16 protein-coding genes are annotated in these 16,609 nt (G+C 65.2%); 6 read left to right on the top strand and 10 right to left on the bottom strand.

Features of this window, described 5'->3' with window-relative positions:
* Positions 1-154: 154 nt before the first annotated feature.
* The 4 genes from ABB27_RS03575 to ABB27_RS03560 form a co-directional block, all read right to left on the bottom strand.
* Entirely contained in the window at positions 155-949 is a 795-nt protein-coding gene (locus ABB27_RS03575) for a MetQ/NlpA family ABC transporter substrate-binding protein (RefSeq protein ID WP_057626853.1), read from the bottom strand.
* An 80-nt stretch (positions 950-1,029) separates the two neighbouring features.
* A complete protein-coding gene (locus ABB27_RS03570) occupies positions 1,030-1,722 on the bottom strand; it encodes a methionine ABC transporter permease (RefSeq protein WP_057626852.1) in 693 nt (230 codons plus the stop codon).
* Entirely contained in the window at positions 1,719-2,726 is a 1,008-nt protein-coding gene (locus ABB27_RS03565) for a methionine ABC transporter ATP-binding protein (RefSeq protein WP_057626851.1), read from the bottom strand. Before ABB27_RS03565 ends, ABB27_RS03570 begins: the two co-directional genes overlap by 4 nt.
* Before the next feature lie 598 nt (positions 2,727-3,324).
* Complete coding sequence (locus ABB27_RS03560; protein WP_057626850.1) at positions 3,325-4,221, bottom strand: DMT family transporter; 897 nt, start codon at positions 4,219-4,221, stop codon at positions 3,325-3,327.
* A 91-nt stretch (positions 4,222-4,312) separates the two neighbouring features.
* Between ABB27_RS03560 and ABB27_RS03555 the strand changes: the two genes are divergently transcribed.
* The 5 genes from ABB27_RS03555 (at position 4,313) to ABB27_RS03530 (ending at position 8,536) form a co-directional block, all read left to right on the top strand.
* Positions 4,313-5,431, top strand: coding sequence for a serine hydrolase domain-containing protein (locus ABB27_RS03555; RefSeq protein WP_057626849.1), 1,119 nt, complete (start codon positions 4,313-4,315; stop codon positions 5,429-5,431).
* Positions 5,432-5,522: 91 nt separating this feature from the next.
* The gene (locus ABB27_RS03550) at positions 5,523-6,398 is read left to right on the top strand and encodes a DUF2145 domain-containing protein (protein WP_244479122.1); all 876 of its coding nucleotides are present in this window, start codon (positions 5,523-5,525) and stop codon (positions 6,396-6,398) included.
* On the top strand, positions 6,395-6,922 hold the full coding sequence (locus ABB27_RS03545) for a hypothetical protein (protein ID WP_057626847.1): 528 nt from the start codon (positions 6,395-6,397) through the stop codon (positions 6,920-6,922). The genes ABB27_RS03550 and ABB27_RS03545 overlap by 4 nt, the downstream gene beginning before the upstream one ends.
* Positions 6,923-6,954: 32 nt before the next feature.
* The gene (locus ABB27_RS03540; protein WP_057626846.1) at positions 6,955-7,464 is read left to right on the top strand and encodes a hypothetical protein; all 510 of its coding nucleotides are present in this window, start codon (positions 6,955-6,957) and stop codon (positions 7,462-7,464) included.
* Between the two features lie 496 nt (positions 7,465-7,960).
* Positions 7,961-8,536, top strand: a complete 576-nt coding sequence (locus tag ABB27_RS03530; protein ID WP_057626844.1) for a queuosine precursor transporter — start codon at positions 7,961-7,963, stop codon at positions 8,534-8,536.
* 17 nt (positions 8,537-8,553) lie between these two features.
* Here the strand turns inward: ABB27_RS03530 and glnE are convergent, their stop codons facing one another.
* Positions 8,554-11,391: a bifunctional [glutamate--ammonia ligase]-adenylyl-L-tyrosine phosphorylase/[glutamate--ammonia-ligase] adenylyltransferase gene (glnE, locus tag ABB27_RS03525; RefSeq protein ID WP_057626843.1), complete on the bottom strand. Its 2,838-nt coding sequence runs from the start codon at positions 11,389-11,391 to the stop codon at positions 8,554-8,556.
* 281 nt (positions 11,392-11,672) lie between these two features.
* On the opposite strand from glnE, the gene scpC reads away from it, so the two are divergent.
* On the top strand, positions 11,673-13,187 hold the full coding sequence (gene scpC / locus ABB27_RS03520) for a succinyl-CoA:acetate CoA-transferase ScpC (protein ID WP_057626842.1): 1,515 nt from the start codon (positions 11,673-11,675) through the stop codon (positions 13,185-13,187).
* Between the two features lie 235 nt (positions 13,188-13,422).
* Here scpC and ABB27_RS03515 read toward each other — a convergent pair whose 3' ends face one another.
* From ABB27_RS03515 to gspM, 5 genes are all read right to left on the bottom strand, one after another.
* Positions 13,423-13,761: a YegP family protein gene (locus ABB27_RS03515; RefSeq protein WP_057626841.1), complete on the bottom strand. Its 339-nt coding sequence runs from the start codon at positions 13,759-13,761 to the stop codon at positions 13,423-13,425.
* 129 nt (positions 13,762-13,890) lie between these two features.
* Positions 13,891-14,148 carry a GIY-YIG nuclease family protein gene (locus tag ABB27_RS03510; protein WP_057626840.1) on the bottom strand — a complete coding sequence of 86 codons (258 nt, stop codon included), beginning with the start codon at positions 14,146-14,148 and terminating at the stop codon, positions 13,891-13,893.
* A gap of 21 nt (positions 14,149-14,169) precedes the next feature.
* On the bottom strand, positions 14,170-14,643 hold the full coding sequence (locus ABB27_RS03505; protein ID WP_057626839.1) for a hypothetical protein: 474 nt from the start codon (positions 14,641-14,643) through the stop codon (positions 14,170-14,172).
* A gap of 121 nt (positions 14,644-14,764) precedes the next feature.
* Positions 14,765-15,838 carry a 3-deoxy-7-phosphoheptulonate synthase gene (locus ABB27_RS03500; protein ID WP_057626838.1) on the bottom strand — a complete coding sequence of 358 codons (1,074 nt, stop codon included), beginning with the start codon at positions 15,836-15,838 and terminating at the stop codon, positions 14,765-14,767.
* A 260-nt stretch (positions 15,839-16,098) separates the two neighbouring features.
* A complete protein-coding gene (gene gspM, locus ABB27_RS03495; protein WP_161809601.1) occupies positions 16,099-16,608 on the bottom strand; it encodes a type II secretion system protein GspM in 510 nt (169 codons plus the stop codon).
* Position 16,609 lies beyond the last annotated feature (1 nt).

Raw genomic sequence — 16,609 nt, 5'->3', positions numbered from 1 at the left:
GGCACTACCGTGGGGCTGCTTGGAAAGCCCCTGCCGAGCATGGCTCGGCACTACCTTGGCATTGCTGGGAAAGCCCCTGCCGAGCATGGCTCGGCACTACCGTGGGACTGCTTGGAAAGCCCCTGCCGAGCGTGGCTCGGCACTACATTGGGGATTAGAAGGCCGGCAGCACTGCGCCTTTGTACTTCTGCTCGATGAAAGCCTTCACTTCCGGGCTGTTCAAGGCCTTGGCCAGCTTCTGTACGCGGGCGTCGTCCTTGTTGTCCGGGCGCGCCACCAGGAAGTTCACATACGGCGAATCACTGCTCTCGATCGCCAGCGCGTCCTTGGTCGGGTTGAGGCCGGCGTCCAATGCATAGTTGGTGTTGATCAGGGCCAGATCGACCTGGTCCAGAACGCGCGGCAGCATCGCCGAATCCAGCTCGCGGAACTTGAGCTGCTTCGGGTTCTCGGTGATGTCACGCTGGGTGGACAGCGCGTTGCTCGGGTCCTTGAGCTTGATCACGCCGGCCTTGTCCAACAGGATCAGCGCGCGACTGTTGTTGCTGGGGTCGTTCGGGATCACCACGTCGGCGCCATTGGGCAGCTCGGCCAGCGACTTGAAGCGGCGCGAATAGGCACCGAATGGTTCGATATGCACGCCGGTGACGGTGACCAGATCGGTCTTGCGGTCCGCGTTGTAGGCCTTCAGGTAAGGCTCGGTCTGGAAGTAGTTGGCGTCCACCTGCTTCTGCACCAACTGGTCGTTGGGCTGCACGTAGTCATTGAATACGCGCACGTCGAGCTTGACGCCTTCCTTCTCCAGCAGCGGCTTGACCACCTGCAGAATCTCAGCATGCGGCACGGCGGTGGCGGCAACCACCAGCTTGGATTCATCGGCAGCAGGCTTGGCGCAGGCCGACAGGGCCAGCACGGCGGCAACCAGGGGGAAGGCGAATAGCTTGTTCATCGGTACGTGATCCCGTGGGGAAGGATGGTGGACATACGCTAACAGGCCGGCACGCTGTGTGCCGGCCTGCCGTCATTCCATTACTTGCGGCTGTAATGCGTGACCAGACGGTCGCCCAGCATCTGCAGCAGTTGCACCAGCACCAGCAACAGCACCACCGTGACCAGGGCTACATCGGTATGCGAACGCTGGTAGCCATCGCGGAAGGCCAGGTCGCCGAGGCCGCCGGAACCGATCGCACCGCCCATCGCGGTGAAGCCGATCAGGGCAATGGTGGTGACGGTGGCGCCGGCAATCAGGCCCGGCCGCGCTTCCGGCAACAGCACTTTGAAGACCAGCTGTCTGGTGGTCGCGCCCATCGCCTGGCTGGCCTCGATCACGCCGCGATCAACTTCACGCAGGGCGGTTTCAACCAGTCGCGCATAGAACGGTGCGGCACCCACCACCAGTGGCAGGATCGCGCCACGCACGCCCAGCGAGGTGCCCATCAGGCCCAGCGTCACCGGGATCAGCACGATCATCAGGATGATGAAGGGCACCGAGCGCAGCAGGTTCACCAGCAGTGCGGTAATGCCGTAGACCACTGGCTTGCGATGCAGCTGCGGCGAACCGGTCAGGAACAGCAGCACGCCCAGCGGCAGGCCGATTGCCAGGGTCAGCGGCAACGAGCCGGCCAGCATCAGCAGGGTATCGATGGTGGCCTGGCCGATATCGGCCCACTTGCCGGCATCGAGATGACGGAAGAAGCCTTCCGCAGCAGTTGCAATGATCATCGGCGCAGTTCCTCGACGTGCACACCGGCAGCAACGAAGGCCGCCTGTGCGGCATTCTGGTCGCCGCCCACCAGGGCCACGGTCAGCTGGCCGTAGGGCGTGTCCTTGATGCGATCGATGCGACCGGTAAGGATGTTGTAGTCCACCCCGGTGTCGCGGGCGATGCGCCCCAACAGCGGATCGTAGGTACCGTCGCCGAGGAAGGTCAGGCGCACGATGCGGCCACCGACTGCGGCGTAGTCACGCAGCTGCTCGCCTTCGTCCACATGTTCGGATTCGCTGACAAATCGGCGCGTGGTCGGGTGCTGCGGATGCAGGAACACCTCGGTCACCGGCCCCATCTCGACCATATGGCCGGCATCAAGCACGGCGACACGGTCGCAGACGCGGCGGATCACATCCATTTCGTGGGTGATCAGCACGATGGTCAGGCCCAGGTCGCGGTTGATCTTGCCCAGCAGGGCCAGCACCGAGGCGGTGGTCTGCGGGTCCAGCGCACTGGTGGCTTCGTCGCACAGCAGGATCTGCGGGCGCGTGGCCAGCGCGCGGGCAATGCCGACGCGCTGCTTCTGCCCACCGGACAGCTGCGAGGGGTATTTGCCCGCATGCGCTTCCAGCCCGACCATGCGCAGCAGTTCGGCCACGCGTGCATCGATCTCGGCCTTGGGTGTGCCCGCCAATTCCAATGGGAACGCGACATTGGCGGCCACGGTACGCGCCGACAACAGATTGAAGTGCTGGAAGATCATGCCGATGCGCCGGCGCAGCGTGCGCAGACCGTCGGCCGGCAGCGCGGTGGCATCCTGGCCGTCGATCAGCACGTGGCCGCCGCTGGGTTCTTCGAGCCGGTTGATCAGGCGAATCAGGGTCGACTTGCCGGCACCGGAGTGGCCGATGATGCCGAACACTTCGCCGGCCTGGATCTTCAGGTCGAGCGGATGCAGCGCGGTGATCGCGCGACCGTCGACGGCATAAGACTTCTGCAGGTGCTGGAACTCGATCACTGCCAGGGCAACCGGGGGGCATAAGGAGGGGGCGTGCAGCCTAGCAGCGCCGAGCCGCCGGCGCGCGTGCCGCAAACCGGAATCTTATTCCTTTTGGTTCTAAGTGGGCTGGATCGGGGCAGTGCCGGGGCGCTGCCTGCGCTGCGGGGAAAGCCCCTGCCGAGCATGGCTCGGCACTACACCCCCTCCCTTTGGCGCAGCCAAGGGGGTGAAGAAGGCCAGTTTGCGCGCCACTGGCGCGCGGCCTGATGAACGACCGAAGGCTGTGCCTTCGGGCCGGACGGGTTGGGGAGAGGTTGGCTTTGAGGCATTCCCGGCAGTGTCAGCTTCGCGGCTGACGCCGCTCCCACAAGCGTTCTGCCCCCTCCCTTGCGCCGAAGGCGGAGGGGAGGGTTGGGGCGGGGTCGGCTCTAAGGCCTTTCCGGCAGTGTCAGCTTCGCGGCTGACGCCGCTCCCACAAGCGCCCTGCCCCCTCCCTTGCGCCCAAGGCGGAGGGGAGGGTTGGGGAGGGGTTGGCTTTGAGGCCTTTCCGGCAGTGTCAGCTTCGCGGCTGACGCCGCTCCTACAACAACCCGGCCCCCCTGCCCCGGCCGCTGGCTCAGGGGTGATCGATCTGGTCCGGTCGCTGTGCCCGCTGCACCCGCTCGCGGTGCAGCAGGTACAGGCCGCTGGCGACGATGATGCTGGCGCCTATCCAGGTCCAGCGGTCAGGCAGCTTCTGCCACAGCAGCACGTCCCAGCCGATCACCCAGACCAGGCCGGTGTACTCCAGCGGCGCGATCATCGAAGCCTGTCCCAATTGGAAGGCACGGGTCAGCGCGATCTGGCCCAGGGCCCCAGCCAGGCCCATGCCGGCGATCAGCGCCGCGTGCTTCCACTGCAGCGGCTGCCATTGCGGCCAGGCCAACAACCCCGCCCCCACCGCCATGATCAGCAGGAACCAGACCACCATTGATTGCGGGGTATCCGTACGGGTCAGCAGGCTGACCGTTACCGCGGCAATCGCGTATGCGGTCGCCGCCAGCAGCACCATCAGGCCCGGGAAGGAGATGAACCCATCCACGCCCGGGCGCAGCACCACCAGCACGCCGATCAGGCCGATGCCGATCGCCACCCAGCGCCGCAGGCCCACGTATTCGCCGAGCAAGGGCACCGACAGCGCGGCCACCAACAAGGGCGCGACAAAGTAAATGGTGTAGGCGGTGGACAGCGACAGCGTCCGCAAGGCGTAGACAAAGCAACCGATCATCACCATGCCGAGCACGCCGCGCAGCAGGTGCAGGCCCCAGCGCACCGGGATGATCGAGCGTGGCCCGGCCGTGGCCAGCACCCACACCAGCACGAACGGCAGCGAGGCCGCGCCACGCAGCATGGTGACCTGCAAGGTCGGATAGCTGCTGGACAGCATTTTCATGCCAGCGTCCATGCACGAGAAGAAAGCGACGGCGGCCAGCATCCAGACGATGGCACGCACGGGGGATTGAGTAGGTGACATGCGCCCATTATCCGCTGCCGGAGCCCGGCTTGCAGACTGCCGCCAGTAATGGTCGATGCTATGTTCTGGCCACCTCCGGTCTGGCACGAACATGCACAAGCCACTGAAAACCCCAGCTGCCACGCCTCGCCTGCTGCGCCTTGCCCCGCTGCTGCTTGCAGTATTGCCTTGGGCTGTCACTGCCGCGCAGGCACCCAGCGCTGAAGCGCTGGCACAGTTGGATGGCTTTGCGCTGGGCCTGCAGGCCGCCGGGCAGTTCTCGGGCACGGTATTGATCGCCAGTGGCGATGACGTAGTGTTCGAGAAAGCCTATGGCGCGCGCGATGAGCAGCAGGAAGCACCCCTGCAGGTGAACGACCGCTTCAACCTGGCCTCGGCCGGCAAGATGTTCACCAGCGTGGCGATCCTGCAGCAGATCGCCGCCGGCCGCCTCAGCCTGGACAGCAAGGTCGGCGAGGTGCTCAAGGACTACCCCAACCGCCAGTTCGCCAATGAGGTGAGCGTGCGCCAATTGCTGACACACAGCGCCGGTGCGGGTGATATCGATGAGCTGTTTGGCGCCGAGCACAGCGCGGATCGCGCGCGGCTGCGCAGCCTGGACGAGATGGTCGCGCTGCACGCCGGACGCGCACCGGAGTTCGCCCCTGGCAGCGCGCAGAAGTACGGCAACTTTGGCTATCTGGTACTGGGACGGATGCTGGAAGTCCTCTCCGGGCAGGACTTCGAGAGCTACATCCGCCAACACGTGCTGCAGCCGGCAGGCATGCAACATACCGGTTTCGTCGATTGCGACGACCCCGCAGCCGATCTCGCCCGGGGCTATGTGGACGTGGACGGCAAGCGCGTGCGCAACTGCGCCACCCAACCCGGTCGCGGCCTGCCCGCTGGCGGCGAAGTGGGCAGCGCGCGTGACATGTTCCGCTTCGTGCAGGCTTTGAATGCCGGCAAGCTGCTGCCGGCTGCACTGTTCGAACAGGCCAACCGCACCCAGCGTGAGTTCATGGGCCTGGGCTTTTTTGCCACCGGCTATGGCAAGGACGTGCCGGCCCGTGATTTCCGCTGGGGCCATGGCGGCAGCACCGACGGCGTCTGCACCGACGTGCGCCATTACCCGGCAACCGGCGAAACCGTGATCGTGCTGTCCAACAAGGATGCACCGGCCTGTTTCGCGGTATCCGGCCTGCTGCATGCGCAATGGAAGCAGCCTTGACCGAATCCAGGCAACGGCAGCCAGCCACCTTGTCGCACCGGTGCCGCCCCCTAACGAATATTTCCCAATCACCATGCAAGGATGCGCGCCGATGAAACCTCGCACGACACTATTGCTGGCAGCCTCGCTGAGCCTTGCCACCCTCACCGCCCCGGTATTCGCGCAGCAGGCCTGCAGCCCGCGTTACCCGCCACCGACCACCATTGCCGCCATGTTCGACATGGCCGCGGTCACCGCTGACACCCTCGATGCCCTGCCTGGCGTGGATGTGGCTATCGCCGCGCGCGGTGGCCAGGACCTGAGCAAGTACGGCCTGCGTCACAGCCATCTGGCCTTTCTGGTTCGTAACGACAGTGGCAGTTGGGACGTGGTGCACCTGCTGAACCGCTGCAAGAGCGACAACTCGGACCTGTACCGAGAAGGCCTGGTGAACCTGGTTGGCGAAAGCTCGATCACCACCGACCTGCGCGTGGGCATTCCCGCCCCGGAAGTACGCACCGCATTGAAGACGCTGCTCAGCGGCGAGGCGCGCAACGCACGCGCCCTGCATGAGCCGCGCTACAGCATGCTGGCCTACCCCGGCAGCACCGACTACCAAAACTCCAACCAATGGATTCTGGAAGTCACCGCTGCGGCAATGGCACAGGCCGCCGGTGAGCCTGCCCTGGCTGACCGCAGCAGCGCGCTGGCCTGGCTGAAGCAGAAAAGCTATACGCCCACACGCATGCACATCGGCATAGGCAAGCGCCTGGGCGCGCGCTTCTTTGCCGACAACGTGGCAGTCACCGATCACCCGGCCAGTGAGCGCATTTCCGGCAACTACTCGGTGGTGACGGTGGAGTCGGTCTTCGACTTCCTGCACCGCAGCGGCGCACTGGAACGCGAACTTGCCGTTGCCCACCAAACCCCGGTGCCTGCCATGACCGGCACGCCGTCCCCCGTACAACGACAGGAGTCCACCCCATGAAGCATCTGCTCAAGAGCAGCGCCCTCGCCTTTGCCCTCGCCGCCAGCCTCGCCCTGGCGCCCAGCCAGGCAGGTGCTGAAGGCTTCAACCTCAATGGCTCGCAGGCCTCGGTGCTGGTGACCGGCTCCAGCGTGGTGATGGTGGTGTCCGGGCCGATCTTCCTGTCCGCCGCCGGTGTGCGCGGCGCCGCCGACATGTCCAAGGAATCCACGGAACGGCGCGAAGAAAAACGCCGCGTCAGCGCCGGCCCGTTGCCGGACCTGGAGGTCAAGTCGGTAGAGACCGCAGCGGACGGCGGCCGCCGTGTCGCCCTGGAAGACCCGGCCAACCCGGAGAACCACGCCACCCTGCAGTGGCCCAAGCGCGAAGACGATCCGGCCGCGGGCTTCACCGTCGGCGCCAAGATCGCCTTCCAGCCGAGTCCGCAGGGCGCGGGCTGGATGCTGCGCAATCCCGAAGGCGCGGCGCTGGCCTTCGTGCCCACCATCGAGGCGGTGGATGAAAGCCGCACCCGCACACTTTGATCATTGACCTGATGTCGCTGAGGAGCTCCCCCATGAAACCCCTGTTTTCCCTGCTTGCATGCGCCGCCCTCAGCGGCCTGTTGGTGATTGCGCCGGCGCGTGCCGGTGACGGCCTGAACCGATCGGAAGTCAGCACCCTGGTGACCTCTGCAGGCGCGTCGATGCTGGTCTCGGCACCGTTGCTGCTGGTGGCATCGGCGGCGGACAAGTCGTCCACGGCGTCATCGCAATCCGGCCAGGGCCAGGCCCGCCGTGTCAGTGCCGGCCCCTTGCCAGACATGAAGGTTGAAGCGATCACCCAGGACGCCGATGGCGGCCGCAGCGTTGCACTGGCAGACCCACTGGACGCGGCCAACACCGCCACGCTGCATTGGCCACAGCGCGAGGACAACCCGGCATCAAACTTCGTGCTGGGCCAGACCGTCGCGTTCACACCCAGCCCGCAGGGCGCGGGCTGGATGCTGCGGGCCGAGGATGGCGCAGTACTGAGCTTCGTGCCGGCGATTGAAGCGGCGCAGGTGAGCCATAGCGGGAAGCTCTGAAGAGCTCGCCATGCAGGCTGGAGCAATCCGCATGAATGCTTGATTGCTTCCTTCTGTTGCTTGCGGGAGAAGGTGCTTCAGATCGCAAGCTATCTGCAGCGCACTCAATGCTTGTCAGTTTCAGATTGTAGAAATGCTTGGAGCCTCCCTTCTCCCGCTGCGGGAGAAGGTGCTTCAGATCGCAAACATGCCTGATTACTTCCTTCTCCCGCCTGCGGGAGAAGGTGCCCGAAGGGCGGATGAGGGGGTTTTGGGCTTCTCGAAACTGAAACGCGAGCAACGCCAACGGCACAGGCAAAAGCTGCCCTCACCCCAACCCCTCTCCCGTGAACGGGAGAGGGGCTACGTTCTCCTGATCGCAGGCAGCATGCACTCCTGTGGCCGTTGACATCTCCCCAGACCCACACCAGTTACAATGCGGACCTACCTGCCCTATCGGGCACGGCCCTCCCTTCTTTATTGATGCAGTGCCTAGCGGCGCTGCCTGTGCCCGTTCATGTCCTCACATCCGTCCATCCGCTTTGCTCCACTGACTCCCACCTCGCTGCTGCTGGCCGTGCTGGCAATGGGTGCCGTGGTGCTGGGTTCGAATGTGCTGGTGCAATACCCGATCAATGACTGGCTTACCTGGGGTGCGTTCAGCTATCCGATCGCGTTCCTGGTCAGCAACCTGATCAATCGCCGCTTTGGCCCGCAGGCGGCACGCCGCGTGGCCTGGGCCGGTTTCGCGGTGGCGGTGGTGCTGTCGGTATGGATCGCCACCCCGCGTATTGCGGTGGCTTCCTGTTCGGCCTTCATCGTGGCGCAGTTGCTGGACATCACCGTGTTCGATCGCCTGCGTGCCGGCAACTGGTGGCGTGCACCGATGGTTGCCACCACCTGCAGCGCCACGGTGGATACGGCCATCTTCTGGTCGATCGCCTTCGCCGGCTCGCAGCTGCCGTGGATCAGCTGGGCAGCTGGCGATCTGGCAGTAAAGCTGGCCATCGGCGTCTGCCTGCTGGCGCCGTTCCGTGCGCTGCTGTGGAAGATGTCGCCGTTGAAGCCAGGAACCGGTAAAGCCGGTTCCTGATCTCCAGCTCCTGGCAATCAGCTCCTGGGCTCTACCTGGCCCTTGGACGCGGGAAAAGGCAGTCCCTGGGCAATCGCCGCCGCCGTGATCGCGGCACAGGCGGCCTCGATCTCAGCGGTGGGCACAACGATGCGTGGGCGCCGGTCCAAGGTGCAGCTCAGGCCGGCATCGAGCAGCGTGGCGTGGGCCTCGTGCAGGGCCGTTGCAGTTTCCGCCGGCAGCCACCCCAGCTTGGCCAGCGCGGTAATCAGGAACGGGGTTTCCCTCGGCTCGCATAGCGCCGGGCTGTGTTGCGCCTGCGACAGCACGCCGGTCTGCAGCACGAACTCCAGGTCCACCAGCCCGCCCGGCCCCTGCTTCAGATCCAGCCGGCCTGCGTCGCTGCGATCCAGTTCGCTGCGCATGCGCCCGCGCATCTTCAATACATCACCAAACAGGGTGTCGTGATCGCGCACGCGGCTCAAGGTGTCCGTGCGCACCTGTTCGAAATCCGCCAACAACGACGCATCACCGGCAACGCCGCGCGCACGCACCAGGGCCTGGTGCTCCCAGGTCCAGGCGCGCTCGCGCTGGTATTCGGTATAGCTGGCCAGTGATGACACCAGCGCGCCCTTGCCACCGTCCGGGCGCAGCCGCACGTCGATGTCGTACAGGCGGCCAGCCGCGGTCACCGCGCCAAGCAGGGCCATCACCTTCTGCGCCAGGCGTGCGAACCAGCGGCCGCTGTCCAAGGGACGCGGACCATCACTGCCCTCCACACCCGCCGGGCTGTCGTACAGGAACACCAGGTCCAGGTCCGAACCAAACCCCAGCTCGACGCCGCCCAGGCTGCCATAGCCGATGATCGCGAAGCGCCCGCCCGGCACTTCACCATGTGCCTGCAGCATGTCGGCATGCGCCATCTGCAGCACCGTCACCACCACCGCGTCGGCCAGCAGCGCCAGCTGATGGGTGCAGTCCACCGCCCGTTGGCGGCCATCGTGGAAGGCCAGTGCCATGCGGAAGCTCAGCGCAAGCCGCACTTCATTGAGCTCGCGCAGGGCTGCTTCCGGGTCGTCGATGGCCAGTGCACTGGCGCAGGCGGCGCGCATTTCCTGCGCGTCCGGCATCGGCCCAGCAACGCGGGTGTCGAGCAATTCGTCCAGCAGCAGCGGGAAGGCCACCAGCCGTTCTGACAACAGCGCGCTGCGTGCCAGCACATTGACCAGCCGGTTCAGCGCGCTGGGTTGTTCGTCCAGCAGCGCCAGGTAGCTGGTACGGCGCAGGATCGCCTGCAGCAGGCCGAGCACACGACGCAACGCGGCATCCGGCTGCGGCGAGCGGGTGGCGGCATGCAGCAGCGCCGGCAGCACGCGATCCAGCCGCGCGCGGGCCGTGTCCGAGAGTGATTTCACTCCCAGCGACTGGGCGAACTCACGCAGCGATTGATCGGCACCATGGGCATCGCTGAAGCCGGCCTCGGCCAACACATCGGCGCTGCCGCCGCCGGGCAATACACGCCAGTAACTGGACAGCACGTCGGGCGCGGCCTGGCCCCGCCGCGGTGCCAGCAAGGCGCCGAATTCGACGCCGACGCGTTCGCGCTGTTCGTCCAGTGCTGCCAGCAAAGCCTCCCAGTCGGCATAGCCCAGGCCCAGCGCGATGCGCGTGCGGTCCAGCGGGTCGTTGGGCAGGCAATGGGTCTGCGCATCGCGCAGCATCTGCAGGCGGTTCTCCAGCCGGCGCAGGAAGCGGTAGGCATGGATCAGGTCATCGCCATCAGATGCCGCCATCTGCCCGCCTTCAACCAGAGCGCGCAGCGCCGGCAGCAGGCGCCGTTCACGCAGTGACGGCTCGCGGCCGCCACGGATCAGCTGCAGCGCCTGGGCAAGGAATTCGATCTCGCGGATGCCGCCGGGGCCACGCTTGATGTCGTCCAGGCGGTCCTTGCGTGCAACCTCGGCGGTGATCGCCGCCTTCATCTCGCGCAGGCCATCGAGCGCGGTGTAATCCAGGTAGCGACGGTAGACGAAGGGCCGCAGCGTCTCCAGCCAGGCTTCGCCGGCAGCGATGTCGCCGGCTACCGCGCGTGCCTTGATCCAGGCATAGCGCTCCCAGTCGCGACCTTCGCGCTGGAAGTACTGGTCCATGCCGGCGAATGAGAGGGCAATCCGCCCGGCCGTGCCGAACGGGCGCAGGCGCAGGTCAACGCGATGGCTGAAGCCTTCGGCGGTGGTTTCATCCAGCAGCCGCGCCAGGCGCTGGCCAAGTCGGGCGAAATATTCCTCGGCCGCCAGCGGACGGGCGCCATCGGACTCGCCGTTTTGCGGGTAGGCGTAGACCAGATCGATGTCGGAAGAAAAATTGAGCTCACCGCCGCCCAGCTTGCCCAGCCCGAACACCACCAGCTGCTGCGCACTGCCATCGGCCGCCCGCACCACCCCGTGACGGTTGGCAAATTCCTGCTCCAGAGCCGACAGCCCCAGCGCCAGGCACTCCTCGGCCAGCCGCGTGGCGCCGGCCAGGGTGGCATCCACATCGTCCAGTTCCAGCAGGTCGCGCCAGATCAGCCGGGTCGAGGTGGCGGCGCGATAGCGGCGCAGCTGGGTCGGCCAGGCACTGGCCTGCAACGGGTCCAATGCAGGCAAGGGCAGCGGCGCCGGGTCTGCCTGGCCCAGCAGCTGCAGCAGCTCCGGCTGCCGGCACAAGGTGTCGATGGCGAAATCGCTGGTGATCGCCAATTGCCGCAAGCCGGTGTCGAAGGCCGTCGATTGCGGCCACTGCGCCGGATCCGGGGCGGCCAGCTTGAGCCGGGCCAAGGCGCGTTCGATTACGGGCTGAACAAATTCAGGAATTGCAGGGGGGATTTGGTCCATCCGCCGATTCTGGCATCTGCGGGCGAGCGGTCGCCATCTCCGCCGATCAGGCAATAAAAAAGCCCGCTGACAGCGAACTGTCAGCGGGCTTTGCTCCCTCCCCCACGTCGGGATGCAAGGCGATCCTGCGGGCTGCGCGAACAACTTGCACGCTGCAGTGCAAAACAATACTGGGCAGTACAAGAGCACCGGATCCGCAAAGACCATCCCACCAAGGTAGAACCCCCGTGTTCACGCCGATCCGCGATAATCAGCAATCCCCCCAACAAACCGTAGTCGTCATGTCTGTCGAACGTATTTTGGACCCGCGCCTGCGCGACCGCGTCGTTTCCGCCGAGCAAGCGGCCGCTTTCATCCAGCCGGGCGAAACCGTGGCCATGAGCGGCTTCACCGGCTCTGGCTATCCCAAGGCGGTGCCGCTGGCGCTGGCGCAGCGCATTGAAGACGTGCACGCCGCCGGCCAGCCGTTCCAGATCAAGCTGATGACCGGTGCCTCGACCGCACCGGAACTCGATGGCGCGTTGGCCAAGGTCGACGCCATTGCGATGCGCATGCCGTTCCAGACCGACCCGGATGCGCGCAAGCGCATCAACGAAGGCAAGTTGGACTACATCGACATCCACCTTTCCCACGTCGCCCAGCACGTGTGGTTCGGCTTCTACGGCGATATCGATACGGCGGTGATCGAAGTCTCGGCCATCCGCGAAGACGGCTCGCTAGTGCCTTCCACCTCGGTCGGCAACAACAAGACCTGGCTGGACCTGGCCAAGAAAGTGATCATCGAAGTCAACGAGTGGCAGCCCGCGGATATCGAGGGCATGCACGACATCTACTACGGCACCGCACTGCCGCCGCACCGCAAGCCGATCCCGCTGATCCATGCCAATGACCGCATCGGCCAGACCACGCTCAACGTGGACCCGGACAAGATCGTGGCAGTGGTGCGCACCAATGGGCCGGACCGCAACAGCCCGTTCAAGCCGATCGACGAGGACAGCCGCCAGATTGCCGGCTACCTGATCGAGTTCCTCAAGCATGAAGTGGCCAAGGGCCGGCTGCCGGCCAACCTGCTGCCACTGCAGTCGGGCGTGGGCAATATCCCCAATGCAGTGCTGGCCGGCCTGGCCGAGAGCGGCCTGCGCGGCCTGACCTCGTTCACCGAGGTGATCCAGGACGGCATGCTGGATCTGCTCAAGTCCGGCGTGCTCGACTACGCCTCGTGCACCGGCTTTGCACTGAGCCCGGAAGCCAACGAAGAGTTCAAGCGCAACATCAAGTTCTACCGCGAGCGCATCATCATGCGCACGCAGGAGATCTCCAACCATCCGGAACTGGTGCGCCGTCTTGGCTGCATCGGCATGAACGGCATGATCGAGGTGGACCTGTACGGCAACGTCAATTCCACCCACGTGATGGGCAGCCGCATCATGAACGGTATCGGCGGCTCGGGTGACTTCACCCGCAATGGTTTCCTGTCGACCTTCCTCAGCCCATCGACGGCCAAGGGTGGTTCGATCTCGGCAATCGTGCCGATGGTCAGCCACGTCGATCACACCGAGCACGATGTCTCCATCATCGTCACCGAGCAGGGCCTGGCCGATCTGCGCGGCCTGCCGCCGCGTGCGCGTGCGCGCCAAGTGATCGACAACTGTGCGCACCCGGACTACCGCGACCAGCTCAACGACTACTTCGACCGCGCCTGCCGCGACAGCTACGGCAAGCACACCCCGCACCTGCTGCCGGAAGCCTTGTCCTGGCACCAGCGCTATATCGATACCGGCACGATGAAGGCCTGAAAGCCCCATCTGTAGAGCCGAGCCATGCTCGGCTGGGCGTTACCGGAAAGACCCTATTTGTAGTGCCGAGCCATGCTCGGCAGGGGCTTTACCGGGAAGGCCCTTGCCGAGCATGGCTCGGCACTACAGGTCGGTTCTATTGGGAAGGCCTCTTGCCGAGCATGGCTCGGCACTACAATTGAAAAACCCCGGGTTTTACCCGGGGTTTGTTTTTTTGGGCATAACAGCAACAACGCTACCCCGCCGTCTTGTCCTTGATCGTGGTGCTCGGGCCATTGCCCTTGACGCTGGTGATGCCGGCTTCACGCGCGGCCTGCGATGAGTACATCTGGCTGCTGCCGATCACCTGGTGGTTGGCTGCCTTCAGATTGAAATGGTAGCGCCCGTCGCTGGCGGTCTTGCGCTCGTAGTTCGCTTCATCCGGGCTGTTCTTCTGTACCGAGGCGATGCCGTTCTCCGCCCCGGATCGCGCGGTGTAACGCTCGCTGGTCAGGATGACCTCGGCGTTGCCTGCCTTGAGCACGAAATAGAACTGGCCGTCGCTGCTCTTGTCCAACTCATACCAACCTGCCATTGCAATACCCCGCTTGAGGATGATGCCGGCACGCTGCCGCCCTGCTACCGCCGCCGCATGCGTGGCTGTTGCCCGGGTGACCGGACGTTGGAAGCCGCAAGCTGCCGCGGCTACAGGTGCGACTCTACCTCAATCTTCTGTCCGTTCCAGCCAGGCCAATTTGCGCTCGCGCGGCAGCTGCTTGATCTGCCATTCCGCGCGGGAGGCTGCCGAGCGGTCCGCATAGGGGCGGCTGGCCAACACCCGCAGCGGCGGGTGCGCGCGGGTATAACGCGCACCCTTGCCGGCAGCATGGGCCAGGAAACGGGCATCCACATCAGTGGTGATACCTGCGTAGTAGCTGCCATCGCGGCATTCCAGCAGATACAGAAACCACAGACCCTTCACCTGGCCCTGCTCCGCACCGACTTACAGGCTGGCTGCGTCAGCAATCTTGCACAGGCCTTCACCGACGGCCTTGTTCGAGGTCAACTGGCCGCCCTTGATGCTGAAACGCACTTCCACGCGGACGCTGCCATCAGGCTGACGACGCACGGTGGTGCGCAGCGGCACGGTCGAACCGCCGCCACCGCGGACCGGATTCTCGGCAGCGATATAACCGGTGGTCTCGTTCGGATAGACCCCCACCATGCCTTCGGCCTCGATCGCGGCCACGGTCTTGGCAAACGCAACCGGGTAGCTGACGCCTTCATGGTCGGTCGATGCCAGGAACTGCTTGCCGCTGGTGAAACCACCGGCCACCGACAGGTTCTGCAGGCAACCGCTGCCCGAATCCACAACTTCCTTCTTGGCCAGCGCCAGCGACGGGACCAGCATCAAAGCCAGCGCCATGGTGCACATACGGAAACGCATCAGTTCCTTCTCCTTGGAGCGGTGATTCATAGGCTTTCCTGCAGGAGAAGGTGCTCCCCCTGTCCCCACGGCAGGCGGGAGGCCTACCACCTCCCGCCGCGTAAACTACTTGGACTGCCTGCTGTGCGCCAGTGAAACTGTCACGGAATCCTCAGGCTGCCGCCTCCAGCTGGGCGCGACGGCGGGCACGCACCGCGTCGGCCAGGCGCTCCAGCACCTGCACGGTGCTGTCCCAATCGATGCAACCGTCGGTGATGCTCTGGCCGTAGACCAGCGGCTGGCCTTCGACCAGGTCCTGGCGGCCGGCCACCAGGTGGCTTTCGACCATCACCCCGACAATGCGCTGCTCACCGGCTTCCAGCTGGGTAGCGATGTCGTCGATCACCTTGGGTTGGTTTTCCGGCTTCTTGCTGCTGTTGGCGTGGCTGGCGTCGATCATCAACCGCGCCGGCAGCTGCGATTTGGCCAGCACCTCGCTGGCGGCCTGCACGCTGGCGGCGTCGTAGTTCGGGGTCTTGCCGCCACGCAGGATCACATGGCAATCCGGGTTGCCCTGGGTGGCCACGATGGCGGTGCCGCCCTCCTTGGTCACCGACAGGAAGTGGTGCGGATGCGAGGCCGCGCCAACCGCATCGGTGGCGATCTTCACATCACCGGTGGTGCCGTTCTTGAAGCCAACCGGGCAGGACAGCCCCGAGGCCAGCTCACGGTGCACCTGGCTTTCGGTGGTGCGCGCGCCAATCGCGCCCCAGGCCACCAGGTCGGCAATGTACTGCGGCGAGATCACATCGAGGAATTCCACGCCGGCCGGCAGGCCAAGGCGGTTGATGTCACGCAGCAGGCCGCGGGCAACGCGCAGGCCCTTGTTGATGTTGAAGCTGCCGTCCAGGTCCGGATCGTTGATCAGCCCCTTCCAGCCCACCGTTGTGCGGGGCTTTTCGAAGTACACACGCATCACGATTTCGAGTTCACCACTGAGCGCATCGCGCAGCGGACGCAGGCGCTGCGCGTATTCCATCGCCGCCACCGGATCGTGGATGGAACAGGGGCCCACCACGACCGCGAGCCGGTCATCCTGGCCGTGCAGGATGCGGTGCAGCGAGGCGCGGGCATCGGCCACGGTCTGCGAGGCCTGTTCATCACAGGGCAACAGCGACAGCAGCTGTGCCGGCGAGGTCAACGGTTCAAGTTTGCGGATGCGAAGATCGTCGGTGTGGGGGGGCATGGGGGTCTCCAGTTCAAAACAGTGAATGGTTCGGCCCCAGCGTGGCGGCATGAAAAAAGCCGCCAGGTTCGCTGGCGGCTTTTCGGGAATGCATCTGAAAGTTTCTTCAGGGTAAGCGCAGTCCTTCCTCCGCCAGCGGCTTGGGAAAGTAATACCAAAAATAAAAGCTGGCGCGGGCTGCGTTCATGGGAAGCATTGATAACACGGTTTTTTGTGCGATGCGACAGTTTCAGCGGCAACAGACACTACCGCTGTCATGTTCAGCTTGCTGGCCCAACCAGCATCACCTCGCCATTCCAGCTGCCGTCGGGCTGCTGCACCAGGCTCAATTCGGCCAGGCCCACGCCCTTGCCCTGCAATGCCTGCAACCATGGCAATAGCGCGGCGGGCGCGCCCTCCACGCTTACCGCAACACGCTGATCCGGCTGTTGCTGTACCTGCCGCAGCGTCAGCCCCTGCTCGGCGGCCGTCGCTGACAGCATTGCGGGTAATTGCTCGGCCTTCAACGCGCCACGCAGATGGGCACCGGCCAGCAGACGGGGCGCATTGGCACGCAGATGCGCCTGCAATTGTTGTTCGGCAGCAGCATTGGCGCGCGCCTGCTGCAAGGCGTGGCGGGTCGGCGACCAGGCGCCGAACCAGAACGCCAGCAGCACAGCGAAGGCCAGCAATACCTGCAAGGCGATACGCTCACGTGGCGCAAGCGCGGCCCAGCGCGTGCGGATCAGCTGTTGCACGCCGTTGCCGGTACCGTTGCGTGTAGTTGTCATG

The sequence above is a fragment of the Stenotrophomonas terrae genome (assembly GCF_001431465.1).
Taxonomy (GTDB): domain Bacteria; phylum Pseudomonadota; class Gammaproteobacteria; order Xanthomonadales; family Xanthomonadaceae; genus Stenotrophomonas; species Stenotrophomonas terrae.
The sequence above is the reverse complement of the archived record's forward strand: the minus strand, read 5'-3'. Positions and strand labels throughout refer to the sequence as shown.